Below are 22,572 nucleotides of genomic sequence, written 5' to 3'. Positions count from 1 at the left end.
GCTGGGTGGGGCCGGGGTCAGGGGTGCGGGGCGGGGCGGCAGTGGGGGCGGGGCGGGGCCGGGCGTTGCGGCGGGTGACCATCGCGTCCCGGGGGGACTGGGTGTCGGTCAGGCGCAGCCCGAGCAGGGAGATCGGGCGGGCGTCGCCGCCCTGGCCGCCGGAGCCGGCGGCGGGGCGCCTGGTGGTCGGCTCGGCCTGCGCGTCGTCGTCATTCTGGTCGCCGCCATGACCCGCCATCCGTGCCACCTCGCCCTCACCACCGGATCGACCCAGCCGGACGATGCCGAAGCGCGCGCAGGGCGCCGCGACGTGCCATCACCGTCTCGCGGTCGGATCGTCCCGACAGGGATTCCGCAATGAGCGGAACCGTCGAGAACCAGACCACGAGGGGTGAACCCACCGTCAGCACACCTGATCCACTCGGAATCGCCACGTGATGGCAACACCATACCGAGGCCATGTCACCAGGACGGATCGGGCTCACACCGTCCGTGTGAATGCGCCCTGCATCCGCGTTCAGCGTGGCGTCAGCGTGGCGCCGACATCGCAGCCGGCAGGGAAGCTCAGCTGGCGGGAGTGAGGTCGCGCAGGAGGGCGGCGGTCTCGAGGGCGGCCAGGGCCGCCTCACGGCCCTTGTCCTCGCTGGAGCCGGCCAGGCCCGCACGGTCACGGGCCTGTTCGACGGTGTCGCAGGTCAGGACGCCGAAACCGACAGGTACCCGCGCGTCCACGGTGATCCGGGCGAGCGCGGCGGTGACGAACTGACAGACATAGTCGAAGTGCGGTGTCCCGCCGCGGATGACGACCCCGAGGGCGACCACCGCGTCATGGCTCTGCGCCAGGGCGGCGACGACCACGGGCAGTTCGATGGCACCCGCGACCCGCACGACGGTCGGTTCGCCGGCGACCCCGGCGTCCTTGGCGGCCCGCAGCGCGCCGGCGAGCAGGGCGTCGGTGATCTCGGCGTGCCAGCGGGTGGCGACGATCGCGAGGCTCAGGCCGTCCGCCGCGGGGAGCACCTCCGCCGGTGCGCCGTGGCCGCTCACAGCCCCTCCCCCTCGACGGACAGCTCACCGGCGGGGACGGCGGCCGACACCAGGGCGGGTCCACCGCTGCCGGGACCACGCCGGGCGACCGCGGTCGGCGCGTCATCCCCGACGGCCAGTGGCAGGTCGGCCAGCGGCCGCGCGGGCAGGTCGGGCAGGACCGGCAGGCCGGGGAGCAGGTGGCCCATCCGGTCGCGCTTGGTGGTCAGGTAGCGCAGGTTCTCCGGGGTGTGGTTGACCGGCATCGCGATCAGCTCGACGATGCGCAGCCCGTAGCCCTCGAGGCCCGCGCGCTTGGTCGGGTTGTTCGACAGCAGCCGGATGCCCCGCACGCCGAGGTCGACGAGGATCTGCGCGCCGGTGCCGTAGTCGCGGGCGTCGGCGGGCAGGCCGAGGGCCAGGTTGGCGTCGACGGTGTCGTGGCCGGCGTCCTGGAGCTGGTAGGCACGCAGCTTGTGCATGAGGCCGATGCCTCGACCCTCGTGTCCGCGCATGTAGAGGACCACGCCACGGCCTTCGGTGGCGACCAGCCGCAGGGCGGCGTCCAGCTGGGTGCCGCAGTCGCAGCGCCGCGAGCCGAACACGTCACCGGTGAGGCACTCGCTGTGCACGCGGGTCAGGACGTTCTCACCGTCGCCGAGATCACCGCGGATCAGCGCGATGTGCTCGACGCCGTCGAGGATGCTGCGGAAACCCACCGCGCGGAACGGGCCATAGCGGGTGGGGATGGACGCCTCGGCGACCCGGACGATCTGCTTCTCGGTGCGGCGCCGGTAGGCGATCAGGTCGGCGATGGTGATCAGCAGCAGGCCGTGTTCGCGGGCGAACGCGACGAGTTCGGGCAGGCGGGCCATCGTCCCGTCGTCGTTGACGATCTCGCAGATGGCGCCGGCCGGGTGCAGGCCGGACAGCCGGGCGAGGTCGACGGCGGCCTCGGTGTGGCCGGGGCGGCGCAGCACCCCGCCGTCCTTGGCGCGCAGCGGGAAGATGTGGCCGGGGCGGCTGAGGTCACCGGGGGTGGTGTCGGCGTCGGCGAGCAGGCGGATGGTGCGGGCCCGGTCGGCCGCGGAGATGCCGGTGGTCACGCCTTCGCGGGCGTCGACGCTGATGGTGAACGCGGTGCCCATGCGCTCGGTGTTGTGCGGCACCATCTGGTCGAGTTCGAGTCGGTCGGTGTCCGCCGGGTCCATCGGCACGCAGATGACCCCGGAGGTGTAGCGGGTCATGAAGGCGACCAGCTCGGGGGTGGCGGCCTCGGCGGCGAAGATCAGGTCGCCCTCGTTCTCCCGGTCGGCGTCGTCGACGACGACCAGGGGCCGTCCGGCGGCGAACTCGGCGAGCGCGGACTCGATGTCGGCGAAGACCACGTCCTCGCCCTGGCTGCCTGTGGTCATCGCGGAAGTCCGTTCGGTTCGGGGGTGCCGGCCACGCCGGCGTGCAGTTTCTCCACGTACTTCGCCAGGACGTCGACCTCGAGGTTGACCCGCGAACCGGGCACTCGGTGGCCGAGGGTGGTGTCCTCGAGCGTGGTGGGGATGAGGCTCACGGTGAACGACGCCGGGGCGTCGCCGACGGCCGGGACGACCTCGACGACGGTGAGGCTCACACCGTCGACCGTCACCGACCCCTTCTCGACCAGGTAACGGTCCAGCCCGGACGGCAGGGCGAAGCGGACCAGCTCCCAGTGCTCGGCGATCTGACGGTCGAGCACCTCGGCGACGCCGTCGACATGGCCCTGGACCAGATGCCCGCCGAGCCGGTCGGTCAGGCGCACCGGACGTTCCAGGTTGACCCGGTCACCGACGGTGAGGACGCCCAGGGCGGAGCGCACGAGCGTTTCGCGCATCACGTCCGCGGTGAACGCCGTGGCGCCCGTGGATATGCCGGTGGGGCCGGCCCGGCTCGCGGTCTCGTCGAGGGCCACGCCGTCCCGCAGCAGGCTGGTGACGGTCAGACAGACGCCGTTGACGGCGATGGACGCGCCGTGGGAGGCGTCCGCCAGGACGGTGTGGCAGGAAATGGTGAGCGAGGCCGCCTCCGACCGCGCTTCTACCGCGGTGACGACGCCGAGCTCCTCGACGATGCCGGTGAACATCCGACCCGTGCCCTTCGGTCCCGGGCACCGCTCCCCGGACACGGGCGAACCACGCGGGACCTGCCGGCGGGCTCAGGCCGGCGCGCGCCCGCGGCACGGCGGCAGGAAACACCGCGCATGCGGGCACAAGGGGCCCGCGCGCGTCCTCCCATCCGGACTTTGACCGTCGGTTCCGGAATTTCACCGGATCAGCCACACCCCGAACTGTGCGGGTGTGGGTCGCGGACTATCACCGCCGGCTCGGAATTTCACCGACCCCGGAGCGCGCGTGCAACTGTTTGTGCTGCCCCATTTTGGCATACGAAGCCGGACCGCGCCCGCCCCGAACATGTGACCGGAGTCATCCAGATCAGGGGTGGCCACCTGTCCCGCAGCATGAATTGCCTGGTGGACGACCTAGTTTGGCTCGTTGGACGGTGGGGTGAGGCGGGGGGCGACTCGCAGCGCCTGCGCGCGCAGCTTCTCGACGGCCTCGCCAGGGTCACTGGCACCGAAGACGGCCGTGCCGGCGACAAAGACGTCCACACCGGCGGCGGCGGCGGCCTCGATGGTGCGCTCGTTGACCCCGCCGTCGATCTGCAACCACAGGTCGAGGCCACGGTCGTCGAGCAGGCGGCGGGCCGCGGCGATCTTGGGCAGGACCTCGGTCATGAACGTCTGGCCGCCGAAACCCGGCTCGATCGTCATGAGCAGCAACAGGTCGAACCGGTGCAGATCGTCGAGGTAGCGCTCCACCGGGGTGTTCGGCTTCACCGCGAGCCCGGTGCGCGCCCCGGCCGCGCGGATGGACGCGGTGGTCCGGGGCAGGTCGTCGACGGCTTCCGCGTGGATGGTGACGTTCGCCGCGCCCCGCTCGGCGTAGCCGGCCGCCCAACGGTCCGGATCGGCGATCATGAGGTGGCAGTCGAGCGGGGTCGGGGTGGTCGCCCGCAGCGCGGTCACCGTGTCCGGGGAGAACGCCAGGTTCGGGACGAAGTGGTAGTCCATCACGTCGACGTGCAACCAGTCCGCCCGTCCCTCGACGGCGTGCGCCGCCTCGGCGATCCGACCGAAATCAGCGGCGAGCATGCTGGGATATATCTGTGCGGTGGCCACCGGCCGAGACTATCGGGGGCCCACCCGCAGCAGCGCGACGAACATCGCGTCCGTGCCGTGCCGGTGCGGCCACAGCTGCCCGAACGGGCCGTCACCAAGCCCAAGCCCGGTCCCGACCCCAACCCCGGTCTCGGCCCCGGTCTCGGCCCTGGAGTCGGTGCCGTTGCCGGCCCCGGTGACGCCGCTGCCAGGCGCGTCACCGCCCGAAACGTCGCTGCCCGAAACGTCGGTGAGGACGCGGGTCGCGTCCAGCAGGGACAGTTCCGGGCGTTGCCCGGCGACCTGACGGACCACCTCACTGGTCTCGGCCGGATGCGGCGAACAGGTGGCGTAGGCGACCACCCCGCCGGGGCGCACCAGGTCGGCGGCGGCGACGAGCAGCGCGCGTTGCAGCGGCACGAGGGCGGCGACATCCTCGGGGGTGCGTCGCCAGCGGGCCTCGGGCCGGCGACGCAGCGCCCCGAGCCCGGTGCAGGGCACGTCCACCAGTACCCGGTCGACGCTCGCGGGTGCCAGCGGCGCGGCCCGGCCGTCGGCGCGGGCGACCCACGCGCCCGCCATACCTTCCAGGGAGCGGGCGACCAGCGCCGCCCGGGTCATCCGCGGTTCGAGGGCGAGCAGTCCGGCGCCGTCCGGCCCACCGGCGAGCAGGCCCGCGAGCAGCGCCGCCTTCCCGCCGGGTCCCGCGCACAGGTCGACGGTCAGCCCCCGGTCGGGCCCGACGGTCGGGGTGGCGGCCAGGGCCAGCGCGACCAGCTGGCTGCCTTCGTCCTGCACCGCGGCCGCCCCGCTGGCGACCGACGGCAGCCGACCCGGATCGCCGCCGTCGAGCCGGACGGCGTAGGGCGACCACGGCCCGGGGTGCGCGTCGAGGCCCGCCTCGACGCATTCGGCGAGCAGGTCGTCCCGGGTGATCCGGCCGGGCCGGGCGACCAGATGCGTGCTGGGCCGGATGTCGTTGGCGACCAGGGCCGCCCGGGTCTCGTCCAGGTCTCCGTCCAACGCCTCGGCGACCGCTTCGACGATCCAGCGCGGATGGGTGCACACCGCCGTGAGATGGCCGATCGGGTCGGTGGCGAACGGTGGCGCGTCCAGCAGTTGGGCGAGGTCACCGCCGGTCTCGCTGACCCGGGCGGCGACGCGGCGCAGCACGGCGTTGGCGAACCGGACGGGACGTTCCCCGCTGGTCGCGCGCACCAGGTCCACCGTGGTGGCCACGGCGGCCCGCGCCGGCACCCGTGTCCGAAGCAGCTGGTAGGCGCCGAGACGCAGGGCGTCCCGCAGCGGCGGGTCGATACCCGCCACGGGACGGCTGGTGGCGGTGTCGAGCATCCCGTCCAGGGTGCCCTGGGCGCGCAGCGCACCGTAGGCGAGTTCGGTGACGAACCCGCGGTCACGCGTGGACAGTCCGCTGCCGGCCAGCATCGAGGGCAGCAGCAGGTTCGCGTACGCCCCGCGTTCGTCGACGGCGCGCAGCACCTCCCAGGCCATTCGGCGCGGCCGGTCAGGCGACCTGCTCGGCGGCGAACTCGAGGGACGGGCCGGGGGGCGACTCGGTGGACGGTTCACGCGCCCCGCCCGCCGTCCACCGCGGCTACCGGCCCCGCGGCCGCGGCCGCGGGTGGCGCGGGTTCCGCCTCCGGGGGCGGGGTGATCAGCTGGTCGTCGGCGTTCGGCCGGGAGCCACGGGCCCAGTCGGCGGCGGCCATCGGCGCCCGTCCTTCGGGACGGACCTCGCCGAGCAGCACCGGGTCGGTGCCCGTGCCCACGGCGACGGACCCGTCGACGAGCACCGCCAGCTGGCCTGGGCGCAGCCCACGGGTCGCGGCGTCGGCGGGCAGCGGGCCCATCCGGACCGGTCCGAGTTTGAGCCGCCGACCCCGAAACGTCGTCCAGGCACCGGGAGCCGGGGTGGCCGCGCGGATCAGCCGGTCGACGGCGAGAGCTGGGCGCGCCCAGTCGACTCCGACCTGCGCGACGGTGAGTTTCGGTGCGAACGACACGCCTTCGGCGGGCTGCGGGACCGCCTGCACGCTGCCGTCGGCCAGACCGTCCAGCACTGTGACGAGCAGGCGCGCACCCGAATCGGCGAGCCGCCCCAGCAGGTCACCGGACGTGTCGGACGGGCGGACGAGTTCGGTGACGACACCGAAGACGGGGCCGGAGTCCATCGCCGCCTCGATCTGGAAGACGGTGGCGCCGGTCAGGTCGTCGCCGGCGAGCAGGGTGCGCTGCACCGGGGCCGCCCCCCGAAACGCCGGTAGCAGCGAGAAGTGCAGGTTGACCCAGCCCAGGCGCGGGACCTCCAGTGCCGCCGGCGGCAGCAGCGCGCCGTAGGCGACGACCGGGCAGCAGTCGGGTGCGAGCTCGGTGAGGGCGGCGAGGAACTCGGGGTCGCCCGGACGACGTGGGCTGAGCACCGGGATGCCGGCCTCGTCGGCCAGCAGATGCACCGGCGGCGGGGTCACCTTGCGACCCCGGCCGGCCGGCCGGTCCGGCCGGGTGACCACCGCGACCACGTCATGCTGCGGGCTGTCGATCAGCGCGCGCAGACTGGGCAGAGCAACCGCCGGCGTGCCGGCGAAGACAAGACGCATACCCGAACACCGTTCAGCGTAATGATCCAGAAAGGCCGGCCGGGTCGCACGACCGCGAACCACGGCCGACGAACCCACGGCCGGGAACCGACCGACCCTATCGCGATCGCGCTGCGCCAGCGTGCACGGCCGGGCGCGCAGTGCCCACCCGCCGCCCGCGCTGCTCACCCGATCACCAGCGGATCGAGCTGGATACGCAGGCCGCTGGTGCTGCGACGGGCCCCGAGCACACCGCGGGCCGCGTGCAGGGCGGCGGCCAGCTCACCACCTCGCTCCCGGGGGACGCGGATGAGCAGCCGGTGCGGCTCCGGTTCGTCGCCGGCCCGGGCGGCCGTCCGCGGCGCGGGCGACGGCACCGGGCCGAGGACGTCGGCGGGTTCGGGCAACCGCAGGACGTCGAGCAGTTCGGCGACGGCCGCGGCGGTGCCGTCCACCGCGGCGATCCGACTCGCCGGCGGGAAGCCGAGCGCGGCGCGTTCGTCGGCTTCCCGGGCGGTGAAGGTCACCGGGTCCCAGCGGATCAGCGCCTGTACGGCGGGCAGCCCCGCGTCGGCGCCGACGATCACCCGCCCGCCCGCGGCCCCCGGACGCGCCAGCGCCGCCGCCGCCGCCCAGCGCCGCAGCGCTGTCTCGGCCGCGCGCAGATCCGGACGCCCGAGCAGCGCCCAGCCGTCGAGCAGCACCACCGCGCCGTACCCGTCGCCTTCGGCCACCGGCTCCGCACCCGGTGTGGACACGACCAGCGCCGGCTCCGCGGGGACGGTGGCCAGCACACCGTCGCGCCCCGATGTGCGCAGCGGTACGCCGGGAAACGCCCGGCCAAGCTCCTCGGCCGTGCGCCGATCACCCGTCACCGACGCGCGCAGCCGCGGATCACCGCAGGACGGGCACTGCCATGCCGCCACGGGACGCCCACACCACCCACACGCCGGCGGCCCCGACCCACCCGGTCGCCCCAGCGGCCCCTGGCAGTGCCCGCACCGGGCCGGACGCCGACAGCCCGTGCAGGCCAGCGACGGCTGATAGCCACGCCGGGGGACCTGCACCAGCACCGGGGCGCCCGCCGCCAACACCTCCCGCGCCGTGCGCACCACCAGTGACGGCAGCCGGGCCGCGCGGGCCGCCGGATCGCGGGAGACCTCGTGATCGGAACCCGTCGCCTCCACCCAGGGCGCGAGCTCCCGCAGCTGGGCCCGCGCGGCCACCAGCGCACGGGCCCAGCCCGCCCGCACCAGCGCCTCGGCCTCCACCGTCGGGCAGAACCCGCCGACGAGCAACGCCGCGTGTTCCTGCCCGGCGCGCAGCACCGCGACATCGCGGGTGTGCGGATACGGGGCCAGCGGCTCGGCATGCAGATCGTCCCCGTCATCCCAGGTGACGATCAACCCGAGCGCCTCGACCGGTGCGAACACGGCCGACCGGGTACCCACCACCACCCGGGCCTGGCCTCGCCGCACGGCCAGAAACGCCCGGTACCGCGCCGCCGGCCCAAGATCGGCACGCAACGCGACCGTCGTCTCCCGCCCCACCGCCTCGACCAGCGCCGCCTCGACCCGATCCACATCCCGATGATCGGGAACGACCACGATCGCCCCTCGCCCGGAGCGCACCACCGCCGCGACCGCCACCGCGATCATCCGCGGCCAGGCCGGCCCCGGCGGCGCCCACCAGACCGCCCGCGGCCACCGCCCATCACCCAGCGCCGCCAACATCGACGGCCCCGCCGGATACCGCACCCACTCCCCCGGAGCCACCACCCCGCCAACCTCACCAACCCCGCCGGCCTCCACAGCCCCGTCCGCCACGGCAGCCCCATCGGCTCCGTCGGTCTCGGCGGCCGAAGCCTTCACCTCAGCCGGGGACCGTTTTTCCACCGAGGTCGCTGCCTCGACCCGGGCATGCCGAGGTGGGACGGCCAGGCGCAGCACATCCGCGAGCGTCCCGCCGTAACGGTCTGCGACCGCACGGGCCAGCCGGACAACGGCCGGGGAGAGCACCTGTTCCGCCGAAACCGACCGCTCCAGTCGGGCCAGCGGCCCGTCATGCTCGGAGCTGGCCACCCGCTCCAGCACGAACCCGTCAACCAGCCGGCCGGCGAAGCGAACCCGAACCCGCGAGCCAGGCACCGCCGCATCAGCCAACTCCGCGGGCACCAGATAATCGAACAGACGATCAAGATGGGTCAGTGGGATGTCGAGTGCCACCCGGGCCACCGGCAGCACCTCGGCAGCCGGCGACGCAGCGCCCACCGCCCGACGACGCCCACCCTTGGACGCCCGCTCTCCCCCCGACGGTTCGGTCATGACGGCATTCCTACCAGCCACCCCCGACAGAACCCGCCCGGCGGACAGGGACCGAGCTCGCGGCACCCACCGATCCCGCCGACCTGCTCATGCGACGCGACGCGGCCCCGGAACGGCCGAGGCCGGGCCGATCGGCCGCGGTGGCGGATCGGCCCGGCCTCGGAACCGGGCGCTGGAAAGCCAGGCTCCCAGCGGACATGCGGACGTTCAGACGAACTGACGTGCGGACTAGCGGACGTACGAAGGCGGACCCGGAAAGGCGCGATCAGCCCTTGACGGCGCGCTGCAGCGCCTCGGCGCGCGAGGTCGACTCCCAGGTGAAGTCGAGCTCGGGACGTCCGAAGTGACCGTAGGCGGCGGTCTGGGCGTAGACCGGGCGCAGCAGGTCGAGGTCACGGATGATCGCGGCCGGGCGCAGATCGAAGACCTGGGTGACCGCGTCCTGGATCTGCTCGGTGGGGACGGTGCCGGTGCCGAAGGTCTCGACGAACAGACCGACGGGGTGGGCCTTGCCGATGGCGTAGGCGACCTGGACCTCGCAGGCGGTCGCGAGGCCGGCGGCGACGACGTTCTTGGCGACCCAGCGCATCGCGTAGGCGGCGGAGCGGTCGACCTTGGACGGGTCCTTGCCGGAGAAGGCGCCGCCACCGTGGCGGGCGTAGCCACCGTAGGTGTCCACGATGATCTTGCGGCCGGTGAGGCCCGCGTCGCCCATGGGGCCACCGATCTCGAACCGGCCGGTCGGGTTGACCAGCAGGCGGCGACCCTCGGTGGAGATGTCGAGCAGGGCGAGCTCGGGCTCGACCACGTACTCGGCGATGTCGGGGGCAAGCAGCGTGTCGAGGTCGATGTCGGCGGCGTGCTGGGTGGACACGACGACCGTGTCGAGACGGACGGGCCTGCCGTCGGCGTACTCGATGGTGACCTGGGTCTTGCCGTCGGGCCGCAGGTAGCCGACCTGACCGTCCTTGCGGACGGCGGACAGCCGGCGGGCCAGGCGGTGGGCCAGCGCGATCGGCAGCGGCATGAGCTCGGGGGTCTGGTCGCAGGCGAAGCCGAACATCAGGCCCTGGTCGCCGGCACCCTGACGGTCGAGTTCGTCCTCGAGGGAACCCTCGACGCGGGACTCGTGGGCGGTGTCGACACCCTGCGCGATGTCGGCGGACTGCGCGCCGATCGACACGCTCACGCCACAGGAGGCGCCGTCGAAGCCCTTCTTGGAGGAGTCGTAACCGATCTCCAGGATGCGCTCCCGCACCACGGCGGCGATGTCGACGTAGGTCTTGGTGGTGACCTCGCCGGCAACGTGCACCTGGCCGGTGGTGATGAGCGTCTCCACGGCGACCCGGCTCTTCGGGTCGTCCTTGATCATCGAGTCGAGAATCGAGTCGCTGATCTGGTCGGCAATCTTGTCCGGATGTCCCTCGGTGACGGACTCGGATGTGAACAGGCGCGTCGCCACTGGTCCTACCCCCTGGAAGGTTGATTCCGACGAAGCTTACCGAGGACCGCGCACCTGCACGGGCACCGGCTCAATCTCCGTGCTCGACGACCAGATCGAGGATCCGGTGCGCGACCAGGTCCTTGCTCATTCGATCGATCGTCGTCTCGCCGCCGCCCAGGCTGAGCACGACGGCGGCATTGTCCGCGACCTCGAAGCCACGGCCGTTGCCGACCTGGTTCACCACGAGCAGGTCCACCGGCTTGCGGGCGTGTTTCGCCCGGGCGAGCTCGAGCACGCCGCCGTCCGGCCCACCGGTCTCCGCGGCGAAACCGACCAGCAACTGACCTGGCCGGCGGTTCGCCAGCAACTCGGACAGCACGTCAGGGTTTCGGGTCAACGCCAGTGTGTCAGGGGCGGCGGAATCCTTCTTGATTTTGTGCGTCGCCGGGTCGGCGGGACGGAAGTCCGCGACGGCGGCGGCCATCACCACGATGTCGGCGGAAGGCGCCACCTCGTGCACCCGGGCGCGCAGTTCGGCGGCGGAGACCACACCGATGGTCCGGGCTCCGGCGACCTCCGGCAGGGCGACGTTGGCCGCCACCACCGTGACGGACGCGGCTCCCCTGGCCAGCGCCGCGCGGGCCAGGGCGTAACCCTGGCGCCCGCTGGAGGCGTTGCCGAGGAACCGGACCGGGTCGACGTACTCGCGGGTACCCCCGGCGGTGACGAGCACGTGTCGCCCGGCGAGGTCGGGCCGGACGGCCGCGGCGCCCCGGGCGAGCACCGACATGCCCAGGGCCGCGATCTCGGCGGGTTCGGGCAGCCGGCCGGGGCCGGAGTCGGCACCGGTGAGGCGGCCGACGGCCGGGTCGAGGACGATCGCGCCACGCGAACGCAGGGTGGCGACGTTGGCCTGGGTGGCCGGGTGCAGCCACATCTCGGTGTGCATCGCCGGGGCGAACACGACCGGGCAGGTGGCGGTGAGCAGGGTGCCGGTGAGCAGGTCGTCGGCCCGCCCGGCGACTGCCCGGGCGAGCAGGTCGGCGGTGGCCGGCGCGACGAGGACCAGGTCGGCGGTGCGGCCGATGCGCACGTGGGCGACCTCGTCGGCGTCCTCCCAGACACCGGTGGTCACCGGATTGCCCGACAACGCGGCCCAGGTCGTCTCGCCGACGAACCGCAGCGCGGCCGCGGTCGGCACGACCCGCACCTCGTGGCCGGACTCGGTGAACCGGCGTAGCACCTCGACCGCCTTGTAGGCGGCGATCCCACCCGCGACCCCGAGAACGACCCTGCTCACCGACGTGCGGCTCAGGCGATCGGGGGAAGGGTGTCAGCCACGGTCTCGTGGGTGAGCAGACCGGCGTTGATCTCGCGCAGCGCGATCGACAGCGGCTTCTCCTGGGCGTTGGTCGTCTCGACCAGCGGCCCGACGTACTCGAGCAGACCCTCGCCGAGCTGGGAGTAGTAGGCGTTGATCTGACGGGCGCGCTTGGCCGCGTAGATGACCAGGCTGTACTTCGAGTCGGTCGCCTCGAGCAGTTCGTCGATCGGGGGGTTGGTGATGCCTTCGGGGTGGGCGACGGTACCGGCCACGGTGTCCTTCCTGAGTGCCACGCAGCTCAACCAGACACGGCTGGGCTAGTCGATCATCAATGCTACCAAGCGGGCGGCCGCGGCCTGCACATCGTCGTTGACGATGACGTGGTCGAACTCGGTCTCGGCCGCGAGCTCGATCCGCGCCCGGTCCAGGCGACGCGCGATGATCTCGGGCGCTTCGGTGCCGCGGGTGGTCAGTCGCCGCACCAGTTCTTCGAACGTGGGCGGGGCCAGGAAGACGAAGCGGGCGTCGGGCATCGCCGAGCGGACCTGCCGGGCACCGAGTAGCTCGATCTCCAGCAGGCACGAGATGCCCGCCGCCAGCCGTTCGGCCAGTGGTCGCCGTGGCGTGCCATAGGCGTGCCCGGCGAACATGGCGTGTTCGACGAACTCGCCGGCCTTGACCATGCGCGCGAACTCCTCGGCGTCAACGAAGTGGTATTCGACACCGTCGGTCTCCCCCGGCCGGGGTGCCCGGGTGGTGGTACTGACCGACACCCAGACCTCAGGGTGATGCGCGCGCACGGCCGCCACGACCGTTCCCTTCCCGACTCCGGACGGCCCGGAGAGCACTGTGAGACCCACGGGTCACACCCTAGGCCGCCGTGGCCATGCGGCGCGCACGACGGGTCGTCCGCCCGCGGAGTACTCCACGGGACGGTCGGGGAGGGACAAGCTTCTACAGGACTTTCGGATCGGGGGGCGGCATAAATACCGTCCCCCGATCCGTGGGAAGGTTCCACGGCTTCACCGGAAGAACGGACGTGACACCGCTCACCCGATGATGCCGCGACCCACCCGGCCATCCTCCAACGCGCAGAGTGAATTTCCACTCCGCTTGGATCAGGCCGTTCCGAACTCCTCGAGGAGCGCGGCGCGCTGCTTCGCGCCGAGCCCTCTCAGCCGGCGGGTCGGGCTGATCCCCAGGCGTTCCCGGATCTTCTGGGCGCGTACACGCCCGACCCCGGGAAGCGACTCGAGAACAGCCGAAACCTTCATCTTGCCGACGACCTCATCAGCTTCCGCCTGTTCCAGGACGGCAGCCAGAGTCGTCTCCGCCTTCTTCAGCCTGTCCTTGAGTTCTGCGCGCTGCTTACGAGCCAACGCGGCTTTCTCAAGGGCGGCGGCCCGCTGCTCGGGCGTTAGGGGCGGCAGGGGCACGGGTACGCCTCCTCAATTCGGTGATCGCGCCGCGCAAACTAGCGAGGAAGTGGTTCCTCAGTCCAGCCTTGGCCACAACACTCTGATGCGGACATATTGTCCGCACAAGAGAAGGCTTTGACGGGACGAAAGGGGTGGCCCGCTCGTGCCGCGCCCTTTCGGTCTACGACGTCCCCACCGTACCGCTTCATACCGCACCAGGACGAACACACCCTGCCCTGACCTCGGCCATCACGCGCCGACAGGCGCCCGACCTGCGGAAATACTGTCGGCGATGGCCTGGGCGGCTTCGCCCAGATCGGTGGCTCGGGTGATCGGACGGCCCACCACGACCAGGTTGGCACCCGACGCGATCGCCTCCCGCGGTGTCGCGGTCCGGGCCTGATCGGCGGCCTGAGCACCTGGCGGACGCACTCCGGGGGTGATGAGAGTCACGGCATCACCGAGCTCCGAACGGACCATGCGGACCTCCTGCGGGCTGCACACCAGGGCCCGCGCCCCGGCCTCGACCGCGAGGACCGCCAGGCGCCGCACCACGTCCCGCGGCGGCCCGGTGAACCCGATGGCGGCCAGCGCCTCCACGTCCAGCGAGGTGAGCACGGTCACACCGGCCACCTCGATGTCGGGGGCCGCGTCGACCGCCGCGCGTACCATCGCCGATCCCCCCGCCGCGTGGACGGTGACGAAGCGAGGAGACAACGTGGCGACCGAGCGCATGCCACCGGCGACAGTTGCCGGAATGTCATGGAGTTTCAGATCGAGAAAAAGCTCCGGCGCGCTGGCACTTCCGGGCGCCGCGGCCAGCAGGCCCTGCTCACGCAGGGCGTCGACCACCGCGGGGCCCTCCCGGTAGAACAGCTCCAGGCCGATCTTGAGAACCGCCGCGGCGGGGGCGACCGCCGCGGCCCAGCGCAGCGCGGTCGCCCCGTCCGGCGCGTCCAGGGCGACCGCCAGCGGCGCCCGCCCGGTCGGCCCGATGCTCATCGGCTCGTCCGCGTGGTCCCCTGCTCCTGCACCGACGACTCCCGCACCGGCTGTTCCCGCACCGGCTGTTCCCGCCAGGGCGGGGGGGCGGGGGCGCGGCGGGGGGTGCGGGCGGGGGCAGCGGGCCCGGGCCGCGCGGCGGCGGGGGCGACCGGGGCGGACCCGTCAGCGGCGGCGGCCCGGGCGGCGGTGGCCCGGTTGGCCAGTGGCTCGTCACCCCAGGCCTCGCGCAGAACCGCGTGGTACTCCTGCAGCGGGCGGACGCCGAGCTCCCCCCGCACCAGCGATTCGATGCCCTGCACGCAGGCGGCGGCACCCTGGATGGTGGTGATACACGGGACGCCGGCGCTCACACAGGCGGTGCGGATCTCATAGCCGTCCAGTCGCGGGCCCACGCCCCACGGGGTGTTGATGACCAGGTCGATCTGACCAGAATTGATCATTTCGACGCAGTCGGCCAGGCCCTCACGCGGCGCCCGGTGCTTGCCCAGGACGACAGCCTTCACACCGTTGCGGCGCAGCACCTCCGCGGTGCCCTCGGTGGCGTAGACGACGAAGCCGAGATCGGCCAGCCGCTTGATCGGGAAGATCATCGCCCGTTTGTCCCGGTTGGCCACCGAGACGAACACCCGGCCGTAGGTGGGCAGCGAGGCGTAGGCGGCGGCCTGCGACTTGGCGTAGGCGGTGCCGAACGAGTCGTCGACGCCCATCACCTCGCCGGTGGACTTCATCTCCGGGCCGAGCACCGTGTCGACGCCGCGTCCGCTGGCGTCCCGGAACCGTCCGAAGGGCAGCACTGCCTCCTTGACGGCGATATGTGAGTCCAGCGGCAGGCTCGCGCCGTCGCCGGTGCTCGGCAGCAGACCCTCGGCGCGCAGCTCACCGATGGTCGCGCCGAGCATGACCCGGGCGGCGGCCTTGGCCAGCGGCACCGCCGTCGCCTTGGAGACGAACGGCACGGTCCGCGAGGCCCGCGGGTTCGCCTCGAGCACATACAGGACGTCCGACTGCAGGGCGTACTGGACGTTGAGCAGTCCCCGCACACCGGTGCCGCGGGCGATCGCCTCGGTGGACGTGCGAATCCGCTCGAGGTCGGCGCGGCCGAGGGTGATCGGTGGCAGCGCGCAGGCCGAGTCGCCGGAGTGCACCCCGGCCTCCTCGATGTGCTCCATCACGCCGGCGAGGTAGAGCGTCTCGCCGTCGAAGAGCGCGTCGACGTCGATCTCGACCGCGTCATCGAGGAACCGGTCGACGAGCACCGGATGCTCCGGCGAGATGGCCGTGGCCCGCTCGATGTAGTCGCGCAGCATCGCGTCGTCGTAGACGATCTCCATCCCGCGTCCACCCAGGACATAGGACGGACGGACCAGCACCGGATAGCCGACCCGTTCGGCGACCGCCCGGGCCTCCGGGAACGACGTCGCCACCCCGTGCGGCGGGGAGGGCAGGTTCGCGGCCGCGAGCACCCGGCCGAACAGGCCACGGTCCTCGGCGAGATGGATCGCCTTCGGCGGGGTGCCGACGATCGGCACCCCGGCCTCGGCCAGCGCCGCGGCGATCCCCAGCGGGGTCTGGCCACCGAGCTGCACGATCACACCGGCCAGCGGCCCGGCCTGCTGCTCGGCGTGCACGACCTCGAGGACGTCCTCGACGGTGAGCGGTTCGACGTAGAGCCGGTCGGCGGTGTCGTAGTCGGTGGACACCGTCTCCGGGTTGCAGTTGACCATGACGGTCTCGTAGCCGGCGTCCGAGAGCGCCATCACCGCGTGACAGCAGGCGTAGTCGAACTCGATGCCCTGGCCGATCCGGTTCGGCCCGCTGCCCAGCACGATCACCCGTGGCCGTCCGCTGGGGGCGACCTCGGTCTCCTCGTCGTAGGCGGAGTAGTGGTAGGGCGTCTCGGAGGCGAACTCGGCCGCGCAGGTGTCCACGGTCTTGAACACCGGACGGATCCCCGCGCGGTGCCGGAAGGCCCGCACGACGTCTTCCTTGGTGTCGAGCAGGGCCGCGAGCTGGACGTCGGAGAAGCCGGCCCGCTTGGCGCGGCGGATGCCGTCCGGGTCACGGGTGACCGACGCGGCGATCTCGTTGAGGAAGACGAGCTGGTCCAGGAACCAGGGGTCGATGGCGGTGGCGGCGAACGCCTCGTCGATCGTCGCACCGGCCAGCAGCGCCTGCTGGACGACGCGCAGCCGGCCGTCGTGCGGGGTGCTGGCGATCTCGAGCAGGGTGGCGGCGTCCTGCTCGGGCGGCGCGAAGGTGAAGGTGCTGCCGGCGGACTCCATCGAGCGCAGCGCCTTCTGCAGGGCCTCGGCGAAGCTGCGCCCCACCCCCATCGCCTCGCCGACGGACTTCATCGTCGTGGTGAGCATCGGGTCGGCGCCGGGGAACTTCTCGAACGCGAACCGCGGCACCTTGACCACCACGTAGTCCAGGGTCGGCTCGAAGGCGGCCGGGGTGGTGCGGGTGATGTCGTTGGGGATCTCGTCCAGGGTGTAGCCGAGCGCGAGCTTCGCCGAGATCTTGGCGATCGGGAAGCCGGTGGCCTTGGACGCCAGCGCCGACGAACGCGACACCCGCGGGTTCATCTCGATGACGATCTGGCGGCCGGTCGCCGGGTCCACGGCGAACTGGATGTTGCAGCCACCCGCGTCGACGCCGACGGCCCGCATCACCGCGATCGACATGTCCCGCATCCGCTGGTACTCGCGGTCGGTCAACGTCATCGCCGGGGCGACGGTGATCGAGTCACCGGTGTGCACGCCCATCGGGTCGACGTTCTCGATCGAGCAGACGACGACCACGTTGTCGGCGCGGTCCCGCATGAGCTCGAGCTCGTACTCCTTCCAGCCGAGCACCGACTCCTCGACGAGCACCTCGGTGGACGGGCTGGCCGCGAGACCGTCGGCGGACATCCGGGCGAGCTCGGCCGCGTCGTGGGCGAAGCCGCTGCCGGCGCCACCGAGGGTGAAGCTCGGCCGCACGACCACCGGGAAGCTGAACTCCTCCCCCGCGGCCAGGCACTCCTCGACGGTGTGGCAGACCGCGCTGCGGGCCGACTCGCCGCCGACCGCGGCGACGATGTCCTTGAACGCCTGACGGTCCTCACCGGAGCGGATCGCGTCGATGTTCGCGCCGATCAGGCGCACCCCGAACCGTTCGAGCACACCCGAGTCGTGCAGGGCGACCGCGGTGTTCAACGCGGTCTGACCACCCATGGTGGCCAGGATCGCGTCGGGCCGCTCCCGATCAATGATCTTGGTGACGATGTCCGGGGTGATCGGCTCGACGTAGGTGGCGTCGGCGAGCTCCGGATCGGTCATGATCGTCGCCGGGTTGCTGTTGACCAGGATGACCCGCAGCCCCTCGGCCCGCAGCACCCGACAGGCCTGGGTCCCGGAGTAGTCGAACTCGCAGGCCTGGCCGATGACGATCGGCCCCGAGCCGATCACCAGGACGCTGGCGAGATCCTCACGCCGTGGCATCAGAGGGCCCCGTCCGCACTCGGCTCGACCGGACCCGCACTGCCCGGACCCGCACTGCCCGGACCCGCACTGCCCACGCGCGCGGTGCGGGTGGTGGCCATCAGGTCGCGGAACTTCTCGAACAGGCCGGCCGCGTCATGCGGCCCGGGCGCTGCCTCCGGATGGAACTGCACGCTGAAGGCCGGCACGTCCAGGCACTCCAATCCCTCGACGACGTTGTCGTTGAGCCCGATGTGACTGGCCACCACCCGGCCGTACGGGGTGTCGGTCGTGCCGGTCAGCGGCGCGCGCACGGCGAACCCGTGGTTCTGGCTGGTCACCGCGATACGTCCGGTGGCCACGTCGCCGACCGGCTGGTTCACCCCGCGGTGACCGTAGGTCAGCTTGTAGGTCTCGAAGCCCAGTGCCCGGGCCAGCACCTGGTGGCCGAAGCAGATGCCGAACACCGGCACCCCGGCGGCCAGCACGGTGCGCAGCGCGTCGACGGCGTAGTCGGCCGTCTGCGGGTCCCCCGGACCGTTGGACAGGAACACCCCGTCCGGTGCGAGCGAGAGCAGCTGCTCCCCCGTGCTGCGCGCCGGCAGGACGTGCACGTCACAGCCCAGCGCCGCCAGCGCCAGTGGGGTGGCGCGCTTGATGCCCAGGTCCAGCGCGGCGACGGTGAAGCGCGCCGGTCCGTCGCCGGCCGCTGCCACCAGGTAGGGCTCCCGGGTCGACACCCGCGGGGCGAGGTCCGCGCCGACCATCTTCGGCGAGCGGCGTACCCGTCCCAGCAGGGCGGCCCGCGCGTCGCCGTCCGCCGCGCCCGCCACCGCCGACGTACCAGCGGACGACGTACCAGCCGGCGGGATGTCGGTGGTCGGGGTGTCGGTGGTCGGGGTGTCGAGGGCCAGGGTGTCGGCGGCCGGGATGTCGAGGGTGCTGGAGATGGCGCACCGCATCGCACCGCGTTCGCGCAGGTGGCGGGTGAGGGCCCGGGTGTCGATGCCGCTGATGCCGACCACTCCGGCCGCGCTGAGCTCGTCCTCGAGGCTGCCGCGTGAACGCCAGTTGGACGCGCGTCGGGCCGGGTCACGGACCACGAAGCCGGCGACCTGGATGCGGTCGGACTCGTAGTCGGTGTCGTTGACGCCGGTGTTGCCGATGTGCGGCGCGGTCATGATGACGATCTGCCCATGGAAGGACGGGTCGCTGAGGGTCTCCTGGTAGCCGGTCATCCCGGTGGAGAAGACGGCCTCACCGAACGCCTCGCCGATCGCGCCGTATGCCTCGCCGGTGAAGGACCGGCCGTCCTCCAACATGAGCACGGCCCGCGCCGGACGGTCCCGGGTCACCGGACGGGGGGTGACGCGCTGCGCACTCGGGATGGCCGTGTCGCCGGCGCCCGGGTCGGCCGCGCCGCCGGCGCTCGAGGTGAGGGTGCTCAACGATCCTCCTTCAGCCTGCGGACCTCACCCAGCGGCGAGGTCAACGGATCGACGATCGGGTACTGACCGGAATCGGTGGGCTCGGGTACGGGCAGGGATGCGGACCCGGCCGCGGTGCCGGTCGCCCGCCAGGTCCCCATGGTGCGCGGATCGACCTGCCATTCCCCGGTAGGTCGGGTGGGTGGTGGCGGGGCGCTGGCGCGAGCGGGGTCCGGATAGCCGGGTCGCGGCCGGCGCATCGGCTGGTAGTCCCGCTCCCGTTCGGAGCGCGCGGGGACGGCCCGGGGGTCGACCGGACGGGCGTCGCCGCGGACCGGAGCGCGGCGCCGACGCAGACCGGCGCGGATGGCGGGGATCTCCTCGGTGGGCTGACCCGAGCCGGGCCGCTGCGCACCGCCGTGACCGGGCACGATCGCGCGTGGGCGCAGCCGGGGGCGGACCCGCGGCAGGGCGTGCGGCGAGGTGACGTCGCCGGCGGCCAGATGCGCCGGCGGCGGACCGATGAGTTCGTGCACCGCCCGGACGGTCTTGGGCTGGCGGGCCCGGTCCTCACCGCGAAAGCCCGTCTCGAGCTCATGCCCGTCGAAGGACCAGGCCACCACGATGAGTCGGCCCGGTGCGGACACCTTGCCGGCGTGCGCGCGTTCCAGGCGTGCCCCGCGCACCGCCTCGCGCGGAATCCAGAACGCGGCGTCGCCGCGGTCCACCCGCACACCCGTCTCGTAGACGCTGAGATAGCCGCCGGTCCCGCCACCGAGGCCACGGGCGGAGATCCACTCCAGCCAGTGGCCGGCGTCGACGGTGCCGAGGTAGGTCCCGCGCAGCGGGGCGGCGAGCACCGTGCCGGGTTCGACCGGTGGTTCGGGCAGGTCGGGCAGGTTCTCCTCGTCCCGCTCGGCCCGGCTGCGCCAGATCCGGGCCAGGGCGCCGATCATGGCGACGAGCACCAGCAGCAGGCCGACGCCGAGCAGGACCCGCAGCCCCAGCCGGGCCTGGGCGGACCCGGCCGCCAGCACGACCGAACCAGCCGCCGGTAGTGCCCCGCTCATACGATCTTCCCGTCGAGCACGGTGGGTCGACCCCGCAGGAACGTCGCCCGCACGGAGCCCGGCAGGGACCGTCCCGCGTACGGGGTGTTGCGGCTGCGGCTGGCCAGCGCCTGCGGGTCGACGACCTGCCATGGCGACGGGTCCAGCAGCGTCAGGGTCGCGGGCGCGCCGACGGCGACCGAGCCGCTCGCGTCGGCGGCGGGGCTTTTCAGGCCGCCGATGCGGGCGGGGGCCAGCGCCATCCGGTCGGCCACACCGGCCCAGTCCAGCCGCCCGCCCACGACCATCGTCTCGATCACCACGGACAGCGCCGTCTCCAGGCCGAGCATGCCCGGGCGGGCCGCGGCCCACTCGGTCTCCTTGTCCTGCGCGGCGTGCGGGGCGTGGTCGGTGGCGACGCAGTCGATCGTGCCGTCGGCCAGGCCCGCGCGCAGCGCCGCCACGTCCGCCGCGGTGCGCAACGGCGGATTGACCTTGAAGACCGGGTCGTAGCTGCTGGCCAGGTCGTCGGTGAGCAGCAGGTGGTGCGGGGTGACCTCGGCGGTGACCCGCCAGCCCTTCGCCTTCGCCCAGCGGATGATGTCCACCGAGCCCGCGGTGGACACATGGCAGATGTGCAGCCGGGAGTCGACATGCCCGGCGAGCAGCGCGTCCCGGGCGATGATCGCCTCCTCGGCGACCGCCGGCCAGCCGGGCAGGCCCAGGCGCGCCGCGACCACACCCTCGTTCATCTGGGCGCCCTCGGTGAGCCGCGGCTCCTCGGCGTGCTGCGCGACGACACCGTCGAAGGCCTTGACGTACTCCAGCGCCCGGCGCATGAGCTGCGCGTCCGAGACGCAGTGGCCGTCGTCGGAGAACACCCGCACACCCGCGGCGGACCCGGCCATCGCCCCGAGTTCGGCCAGGCGCTGCCCGCCGAGCCCGACGGTGACCGCGCCGACCGGACGCACATCGCAGTGCCCGGCGTCGATCCCGAGCCGGTAGACCTGCTCGACCACGCCCGCGGTGTCGGCCACCGGATTGGTGTTGGCCATCGCGAACACCGAGGTGTAGCCGCCGAGTGCCGCCGCCCGGGTGCCGGACTCGACCGTCTCGGCGTCCTCACGGCCCGGTTCCCGCAGGTGGGTGTGCAGGTCGACGAGCCCGGGCAGCAGGATCAGCCCGTCGGTGTCCAGGATCGTCGTACCCGGCGGCAGTCCCTCGGAGTCGGGCCCGGTCGAGCCGGCTGGCCGCCAGCCCGCGATCACCCCGTCCGCCAGCAGCACGTCCACGGGCTCACCGCCCAGCGGCCGCACCCGACGCAGTACCCACGCCCGCCCCTGGTCCTGGCCCCGGTTCTGGACCTGCCCCGACGTGCTCATGCGACCTCCCCGGAACCACCCAGCAGCAGATACAACACGGCCATCCGCACGCTCACCCCGTTCGCGACCTGCTCCACCACGGTCGACCGGGCCGAATCCGCCACCTGGGAGGCGATCTCCATCCCGCGGACCATCGGCCCCGGGTGCATCACCAGGGCGTGCTCCGGCAGGTTCGCGGCCCGATCGACGTCCAGACCGTAGCGGCGGCTGTACTCCCGCTCGGTCGGGAAGAAGGCCGCGGACATCCGCTCCCGCTGGACCCGCAACATCATCACCACATCACTCTTGGGCAGGACGGCGTCAAGGTTGTACGACACCTCGACCGGCCACGAGGAGACACCAAGCGGCAACAGTGTCGGTGGCGCCACGACCGTCACACTGGCACCGAGTGTGGCCAACAACCAGACGTTCGAACGCGCCACCCGGGAATGCAGCACGTCACCGACGATCGTGACCCGCAGCCCCTCGATCCGGCCGAGCCGTCGGCGCATCGTGAACGCGTCGAGCAACGCCTGGGTCGGATGCTCGTGGGTGCCGTCCCCGGCGTTCACCACGCTGCCACGTACCCAGGACGCGAGTCGATGCGGCGCGCCACTGGCCGGATGTCGGCAGACGACCACGTCGGCACCCATCGCCTCCAGGGTCTGCGCCGTGTCCTTCAGGCTTTCCCCCTTCGACACGCTTGACCCGCGCGCCGAAAAATTGATCACATCGGCCGACAGCCTCTTGGCGGCGACCTCGAAGGACGTGCGGGTACGGGTGGAATCCTCGAAGAACAGGTTGACGACGGTCCGCCCACGCAGGGTGGGCAGCTTGCGCACGGACGCCTCGGCGACCCGGGCCATCCGCTCGGCGGTGTCCAGCACCAGCAGCGCGTCGTCCCGGCCGAGGTCCTCGGTGGACAGCAGATGTCGTTTCACGCTGC

18 protein-coding genes, 1 pseudogene and 1 riboswitch are annotated in these 22,572 nt (G+C 72.7%); all 19 genes and pseudogenes read right to left on the bottom strand.

Translation table 11 applies throughout. The features are described from left to right. Positions 1–238, bottom strand: a pseudogene (locus tag MXD61_RS15675) (hypothetical protein); the annotation flags it as partial. Between the two features lie 326 nt (positions 239–564). Further along, positions 565–1,047, bottom strand: a complete 483-nt coding sequence (gene ribH / locus MXD61_RS15670) for a 6,7-dimethyl-8-ribityllumazine synthase (RefSeq protein WP_248813968.1) — start codon at positions 1,045–1,047, stop codon at positions 565–567. Continuing rightward, a complete protein-coding gene (locus tag MXD61_RS15665) occupies positions 1,044–2,441 on the bottom strand; it encodes a bifunctional 3,4-dihydroxy-2-butanone-4-phosphate synthase/GTP cyclohydrolase II (protein WP_248813967.1) in 1,398 nt (465 codons plus the stop codon). The genes ribH and MXD61_RS15665 overlap by 4 nt, the downstream gene beginning before the upstream one ends. Then, on the bottom strand, positions 2,438–3,142 hold the full coding sequence (locus tag MXD61_RS15660; RefSeq protein ID WP_248813966.1) for a riboflavin synthase: 705 nt from the start codon (positions 3,140–3,142) through the stop codon (positions 2,438–2,440). The genes MXD61_RS15665 and MXD61_RS15660 overlap by 4 nt, the downstream gene beginning before the upstream one ends. A 136-nt stretch (positions 3,143–3,278) precedes the next feature. After that, positions 3,279–3,412, bottom strand: a riboswitch (FMN riboswitch). Between the two features lie 126 nt (positions 3,413–3,538). Beyond that, entirely contained in the window at positions 3,539–4,237 is a 699-nt protein-coding gene (gene rpe, locus MXD61_RS15655) for a ribulose-phosphate 3-epimerase (protein ID WP_163550088.1), read from the bottom strand. A gap of 9 nt (positions 4,238–4,246) precedes the next feature. Next, positions 4,247–5,728 carry an RsmB/NOP family class I SAM-dependent RNA methyltransferase gene (locus tag MXD61_RS15650; protein WP_248813965.1) on the bottom strand — a complete coding sequence of 494 codons (1,482 nt, stop codon included), beginning with the start codon at positions 5,726–5,728 and terminating at the stop codon, positions 4,247–4,249. Positions 5,729–5,802: 74 nt separating this feature from the next. After that, entirely contained in the window at positions 5,803–6,834 is a 1,032-nt protein-coding gene (gene fmt, locus MXD61_RS15645; protein ID WP_248813964.1) for a methionyl-tRNA formyltransferase, read from the bottom strand. A gap of 164 nt (positions 6,835–6,998) precedes the next feature. After that, positions 6,999–9,137, bottom strand: a complete 2,139-nt coding sequence (locus MXD61_RS15640) for a primosomal protein N' (RefSeq protein WP_248813962.1) — start codon at positions 9,135–9,137, stop codon at positions 6,999–7,001. A gap of 265 nt (positions 9,138–9,402) precedes the next feature. Then, positions 9,403–10,599 (bottom strand): methionine adenosyltransferase, encoded by a 1,197-nt coding sequence (metK, locus tag MXD61_RS15635; protein ID WP_248813960.1) that lies wholly within the window; start codon positions 10,597–10,599, stop codon positions 9,403–9,405. Positions 10,600–10,669: 70 nt separating this feature from the next. Next, a complete protein-coding gene (gene coaBC / locus MXD61_RS15630; protein ID WP_225438112.1) occupies positions 10,670–11,881 on the bottom strand; it encodes a bifunctional phosphopantothenoylcysteine decarboxylase/phosphopantothenate--cysteine ligase CoaBC in 1,212 nt (403 codons plus the stop codon). A gap of 11 nt (positions 11,882–11,892) precedes the next feature. Next, entirely contained in the window at positions 11,893–12,177 is a 285-nt protein-coding gene (gene rpoZ / locus MXD61_RS15625; protein WP_163547909.1) for a DNA-directed RNA polymerase subunit omega, read from the bottom strand. A gap of 45 nt (positions 12,178–12,222) precedes the next feature. Continuing rightward, positions 12,223–12,765 (bottom strand): guanylate kinase, encoded by a 543-nt coding sequence (gene gmk, locus MXD61_RS15620; RefSeq protein WP_163547902.1) that lies wholly within the window; start codon positions 12,763–12,765, stop codon positions 12,223–12,225. Positions 12,766–13,023: 258 nt separating this feature from the next. Next, on the bottom strand, positions 13,024–13,341 hold the full coding sequence (gene mihF / locus MXD61_RS15615; RefSeq protein ID WP_163547901.1) for an integration host factor, actinobacterial type: 318 nt from the start codon (positions 13,339–13,341) through the stop codon (positions 13,024–13,026). 231 nt (positions 13,342–13,572) lie between these two features. Further along, positions 13,573–14,325 (bottom strand): orotidine-5'-phosphate decarboxylase, encoded by a 753-nt coding sequence (gene pyrF, locus MXD61_RS15610; RefSeq protein WP_248813958.1) that lies wholly within the window; start codon positions 14,323–14,325, stop codon positions 13,573–13,575. After that, a complete protein-coding gene (gene carB, locus MXD61_RS15605) occupies positions 14,322–17,810 on the bottom strand; it encodes a carbamoyl-phosphate synthase large subunit (RefSeq protein ID WP_248813956.1) in 3,489 nt (1,162 codons plus the stop codon). The genes pyrF and carB overlap by 4 nt, the downstream gene beginning before the upstream one ends. Then, complete coding sequence (gene carA / locus MXD61_RS15600) at positions 17,810–19,237, bottom strand: glutamine-hydrolyzing carbamoyl-phosphate synthase small subunit (RefSeq protein WP_374629010.1); 1,428 nt, start codon at positions 19,235–19,237, stop codon at positions 17,810–17,812. The genes carB and carA overlap by 1 nt, the downstream gene beginning before the upstream one ends. After that, a complete protein-coding gene (locus MXD61_RS15595) occupies positions 19,234–20,286 on the bottom strand; it encodes a hypothetical protein (RefSeq protein WP_248813954.1) in 1,053 nt (350 codons plus the stop codon). Before MXD61_RS15595 ends, carA begins: the two co-directional genes overlap by 4 nt. Further along, positions 20,283–21,647, bottom strand: a complete 1,365-nt coding sequence (locus MXD61_RS15590; protein ID WP_248813952.1) for a dihydroorotase — start codon at positions 21,645–21,647, stop codon at positions 20,283–20,285. The genes MXD61_RS15595 and MXD61_RS15590 overlap by 4 nt, the downstream gene beginning before the upstream one ends. Then, a complete protein-coding gene (locus MXD61_RS15585) occupies positions 21,644–22,567 on the bottom strand; it encodes an aspartate carbamoyltransferase catalytic subunit (RefSeq protein ID WP_248813950.1) in 924 nt (307 codons plus the stop codon). The genes MXD61_RS15590 and MXD61_RS15585 overlap by 4 nt, the downstream gene beginning before the upstream one ends. Between the last annotated feature and the right edge of the window lie 5 nt (positions 22,568–22,572).

Origin of the sequence: Frankia sp. AgPm24 (genome assembly GCF_023243055.1) — a bacterium.
Taxonomy (GTDB): domain Bacteria; phylum Actinomycetota; class Actinomycetes; order Frankiales; family Frankiaceae; genus Frankia; species Frankia umida.
This window is presented reverse-complemented; position numbering and strand designations above follow the sequence as displayed.

Excerpts from the sequence above, each read along its gene's own strand:
- MXD61_RS15650 (WP_248813965.1), bottom strand. The coding sequence starts at position 5,728 with ATGGCCTGGGAGGTGCTGCGCGCCGTCGACGAACGCGGGGCGTACGCG.
- fmt (WP_248813964.1), bottom strand. The coding sequence starts at position 6,834 with ATGCGTCTTGTCTTCGCCGGCACGCCGGCGGTTGCTCTGCCCAGTCTG.
- MXD61_RS15640 (WP_248813962.1), bottom strand. The coding sequence starts at position 9,137 with ATGACCGAACCGTCGGGGGGAGAGCGGGCGTCCAAGGGTGGGCGTCGT.
- MXD61_RS15660 (WP_248813966.1), bottom strand. The coding sequence starts at position 3,142 with ATGTTCACCGGCATCGTCGAGGAGCTCGGCGTCGTCACCGCGGTAGAA.
- MXD61_RS15590 (WP_248813952.1), bottom strand. The coding sequence starts at position 21,647 with ATGAGCACGTCGGGGCAGGTCCAGAACCGGGGCCAGGACCAGGGGCGG.
- MXD61_RS15595 (WP_248813954.1), bottom strand. The coding sequence starts at position 20,286 with ATGAGCGGGGCACTACCGGCGGCTGGTTCGGTCGTGCTGGCGGCCGGG.
- pyrF (WP_248813958.1), bottom strand. The coding sequence starts at position 14,325 with ATGAGCATCGGGCCGACCGGGCGGGCGCCGCTGGCGGTCGCCCTGGAC.
- carB (WP_248813956.1), bottom strand. The coding sequence starts at position 17,810 with ATGCCACGGCGTGAGGATCTCGCCAGCGTCCTGGTGATCGGCTCGGGG.
- MXD61_RS15665 (WP_248813967.1), bottom strand. The coding sequence starts at position 2,441 with ATGACCACAGGCAGCCAGGGCGAGGACGTGGTCTTCGCCGACATCGAG.